The 3,685-nt window shown below is 62.3% G+C and carries 3 protein-coding genes and 1 pseudogene; all 4 read left to right on the top strand.

Annotated elements, in window-relative coordinates:
- The first annotated feature begins 129 nt into the window (after nucleotides 1–129).
- Entirely contained in the window at nucleotides 130–330 is a 201-nt protein-coding gene (locus tag EN969_RS21350; RefSeq protein WP_082826544.1) for a hypothetical protein, read from the top strand.
- A gap of 613 nt (nucleotides 331–943) precedes the next feature.
- Nucleotides 944–1,306, top strand: a complete 363-nt coding sequence (locus tag EN969_RS35335) for a hypothetical protein (protein WP_063168905.1) — start codon at nucleotides 944–946, stop codon at nucleotides 1,304–1,306.
- Nucleotides 1,307–1,834, top strand: a complete 528-nt coding sequence (locus EN969_RS21360) for an AraC family transcriptional regulator (RefSeq protein WP_063168904.1) — start codon at nucleotides 1,307–1,309, stop codon at nucleotides 1,832–1,834. It begins immediately after the preceding gene.
- A gap of 312 nt (nucleotides 1,835–2,146) precedes the next feature.
- A pseudogene (locus tag EN969_RS21365) lies at nucleotides 2,147–3,685 on the top strand (calcium-binding protein); the annotation flags it as partial.

Raw genomic sequence — 3,685 nt, forward strand, 5'->3', positions numbered from 1 at the left:
CTGGCATCATCCTGTTCTGCTCAGAGCCTCCGAAGCCTCTTATGCTTTGGTGCGACCTCTATTGTATATCAGGATGAATGAACTTAATGATATGAACACTTTGATTGATGGCGAGGGGGGCGCCTAACGATGAAATTCAACTTCGATGAACCTCCCGGCGATGACATAGTTGCCGACACGTCGGCAGAATGCCAACGCCAATTGCTGCCTCTCGTCCGCGAGATCGTCCAGGCGGCCGTCGCTGCCGGATGGAGCGAGGAGGACGTTCTTCTGGGGTTTGTCGAACTTGCATGGGATTTGTATGAGAATCGTCGCGACGATCTGCAATGACCGGTAGCCAATCTGGTAGCTCTGCATTGCTGGCGGTGTCGCGGCTTTGCGTCGGCAGCTTTTCGCGGTAGGAATTTTTTCTTGACACGGTGATCTCAGCTAAGGTATATATTCGTGCATGGTGCTGATTTGCGCCAGTGACCCGCCGAGCAGGCGGGTTTTTCGTTTGATGCTCCGTCAGCCAATGCGCCGAAGGGTCCAGAGGAACCTGTTGACCCGTAGTCGCGACCTAAAGGCCTGGGTTCCTCGCCCCGAGGGGCTTTTATCCCGAACAAAATTTTTTGTTTGCGTACGGATGTTATTCACTATCCACAGCATGTGCGTTACGTTGGATCCGGGTCGGGCTAAGGGGGATTTCAGGCGACAGACAAGCGGCTGAGGCCAGGCAATGGAAAATACGGACGATGCTCGGGAAGGCGGCAATTCCCAGGGCGTCAATCGAGAACGGACAGCTCGATATGTCCTGGACATAATCCCTGAAAGCGCAGGCCCCTGGAGGGCCACCGCGGCGCGGAGTGTCATAGACTCAGCCCGCGATCCCGTCTCGCAGACATTCCCGGCCAAAGAGCATTCCACTGGAATTGCGCTGCGGCCCGCACGCCGATCGAGAGCCTTGCTCGGCAGCGACCGGATCACGCGGTACGATACGCCGACCGGATGTCGCGTCGTCAATCCGGCGGGTGTGGACAGCAAGCCGGCCTGGTCCCTGACCCGGGAGAACGCCGTCGTTTCCATCGCTCCCGAAGCGCTGGCGCAATTGGCCGTGCATGAATTCGATCTCGCCGAACTCGATCCGCCTGCTTTCGGCACGGTCGACCCGGCCGATCTGCTGCGCACCCACCCAGGCCGCAACAGGCGCCTTGCGGCGTTTTCCAGAATACATCTTGCTGCAAATCCGCCCCAAGCTCCGCAGGAATCGTCTGGAATGTCATGCAGTCCGCGCGTTGTACGCCGTCCGGCCGGAACGCTCTCATGAATGGGGTTGGCTACGCCGGTCAGCTTCGATCAATCACGATTTGTTTTTCAGGGGAACGCGGAAGGAAGCCTAGGGTTGAACCTCATCTGGGACGAATCAGGAGGCCGAAAAATGCCGGGTGAGGATGGTGTCCCCGGACCGGTTTCCGGACCCAATTCGCGACAACCGACGCTCAACGCGAAAGGCGGGCTTTCGGTTCGCAGCACGCGCCGCGTGCAGGAATTCCTGAACGAGAACTTCACGCGCAAGCTGGCGCTTGCCGAGATGGCCGCGGTTTGCGGTCTTTCACCCTATCACTTCATGCGGGCTTTCTCGAGGACGTTCGGGGTGCCGCCGCATCAATATGTTCTCGATTTGCGGCTGGACCTCGCTGAAAGGCTGCTTGCCGACAGCCGCATGACCATCACGGACATCGCTCATTCCTGCGGATTTTCGAGCCAGAGCCATTTTACCACCGCCATGAAGAAATACCGGCAGGTGACGCCGCTGCAGCTACGGGTGGGCAAGCTTAACGCCAAGGTTAGATGAGACGGCGCTCATGGAATTGCTTGTTTGCCTAGTTTTAAAGCAGTCTCTAAGGTAACGAGCTGTTAACCTCTGCCGGTTTGCTCCGATCTTTTCTCACAAGACAGCAATTTCGTGAAATACCGCGGGCAGGAATCATGTCTTCCTGCGATAGAGCGGAATTGTCAGACATTTCGTGCCGGCCAGCGGAGAGGGACCATGACCGACAATCAGATTTCGAACGGCTCGCTTCTAGTTCAGCATCGCGCGGCGCATTTCGCCGGGCACTGGATCGCGAATGGCGATCCTCGCTCCCGCTCGGTTCGCCGCCGCTTGATGGCGGTGCTGCGCATGGCTCATAGCGTGCTTGGCATGGGGCGCAAGCGCCTGGGGCTGGGGACGCTGGGCGTCGGCGGGATGTCGGCGGCGGCCGCGATGCTGGGCGCCTTCGCGATCGGCATGGCTGCGACGCCAGCTCAGGCGCAATATCAGGCCGGCGGCGGGTCCGCGACAGGCGGCAACGCCGTCGCCATCGGTAATGGTGCCACCTCAAATGGCAATAACAGCGTGGCGTTGGGCATCTCCAACAGTGCAACGGGCGACGGCACGATCGCCATCGGCTATGCGATGGGTGTCAATGGCCTCAATGCCATAGGCATAGGTGTCATCTCCGGCGCGAACGGCGTCAACGCCCTCGCGATAGGCGGGAACGCCCAGGCTGTCGGAGACGGAGCAAGCTCCATTGGCGTCAACTCGGTCGCAGCCGCAGGCTCGGCCGCCTTTGGCCTGAACGCGCGCGCCGACGGAACGAACTCGACGGCGATCGGCTATGTTACCCGGGCGACCGGGCTGCGCGCCACCGCGCTCGGGTTTGGGGCGACAGCGTCCGGGCTGGATGCGCTTGCCCAAGGGAATAGCGCCGTCGCAAGCCAGCAGAACTCTATCGCCATCGGCTTCCAGGCGACCTCGACCGCGATCAACGCCATCAATCTTGGCAACCGAATCGCAGCGGGAAAGGGCGCCCTTCAAGAGAGCGCCGTCGCCATCGGCACGGACGTGCTGGCGTCTCAGGTTGACAGCATTGCGATCGGGCGCCAAAGCCAGTCGACGGGCACGAGCGCCACGGCGATGGGTAGGAACGCCGGCGCCTGGGGCAACCAGTCTATCGCGCTCGGCCTAGGCGCGCAGGCGGGCGTTCAGGCCAACACGGCCTTGCCCAACAGCATCGCGATCGGCACCAATGCGGTCTCTTCCGGCGGTTTCGCTACCGCAATGGGCGCTTCCTCGGTTGCGAGTGGTACCAGTTCGACAGCCGTGGGCTTCCAGGCCCAAGCCGCCGGCCTCAATGCCGCCGCCGTCGGTCCCCAGGCAAATGCATCGGCGTCAAACTCGGCGGCGTTCGGCAACGTCGCCACGGCTTCGGGCAATTTCGCATTGGCCCTGGGCAATTCGGCCGTGTCGAGTGGAGTAGGCTCGGTCGCGGCGGGCTCGGGAGCCCAGGCCACGGACGTCTCGGCGACCGCGCTCGGCAACAACGCCACCGCGACCGCAGCGAGCGCGAGCGCGCTAGGCTTGGGCGCCACGGCGAGCGGCATAAACAGCACCGCGGTTGGTAAGTCGGCCAATGCGAGCGCGCAGGACGCCATCGCCATGGGCACGAGCGCCAAGGCCGATTCCGCCGAGGCGGTGGCCATGGGCACCAATGCGGTGGCGACCGGCGGCAAGGCGGTCTCGATCGGGTCCGGCAACACCGCCTTTGGCAACGGCGCGGTCTCCATCGGCGATCCCAGCTATGCCAGCGGCACCGGCGCCTTCACCGGCGGCGCCAACAACATCGCCAACAGCGACGGCACCGCGACCGCCACCGCCGCCAAC

Source organism: Mesorhizobium sp. M7A.F.Ca.CA.003.01.2.1 (genome assembly GCF_003998945.1).
Taxonomy (GTDB): Bacteria; Pseudomonadota; Alphaproteobacteria; order Rhizobiales; family Rhizobiaceae; genus Mesorhizobium; species Mesorhizobium ciceri.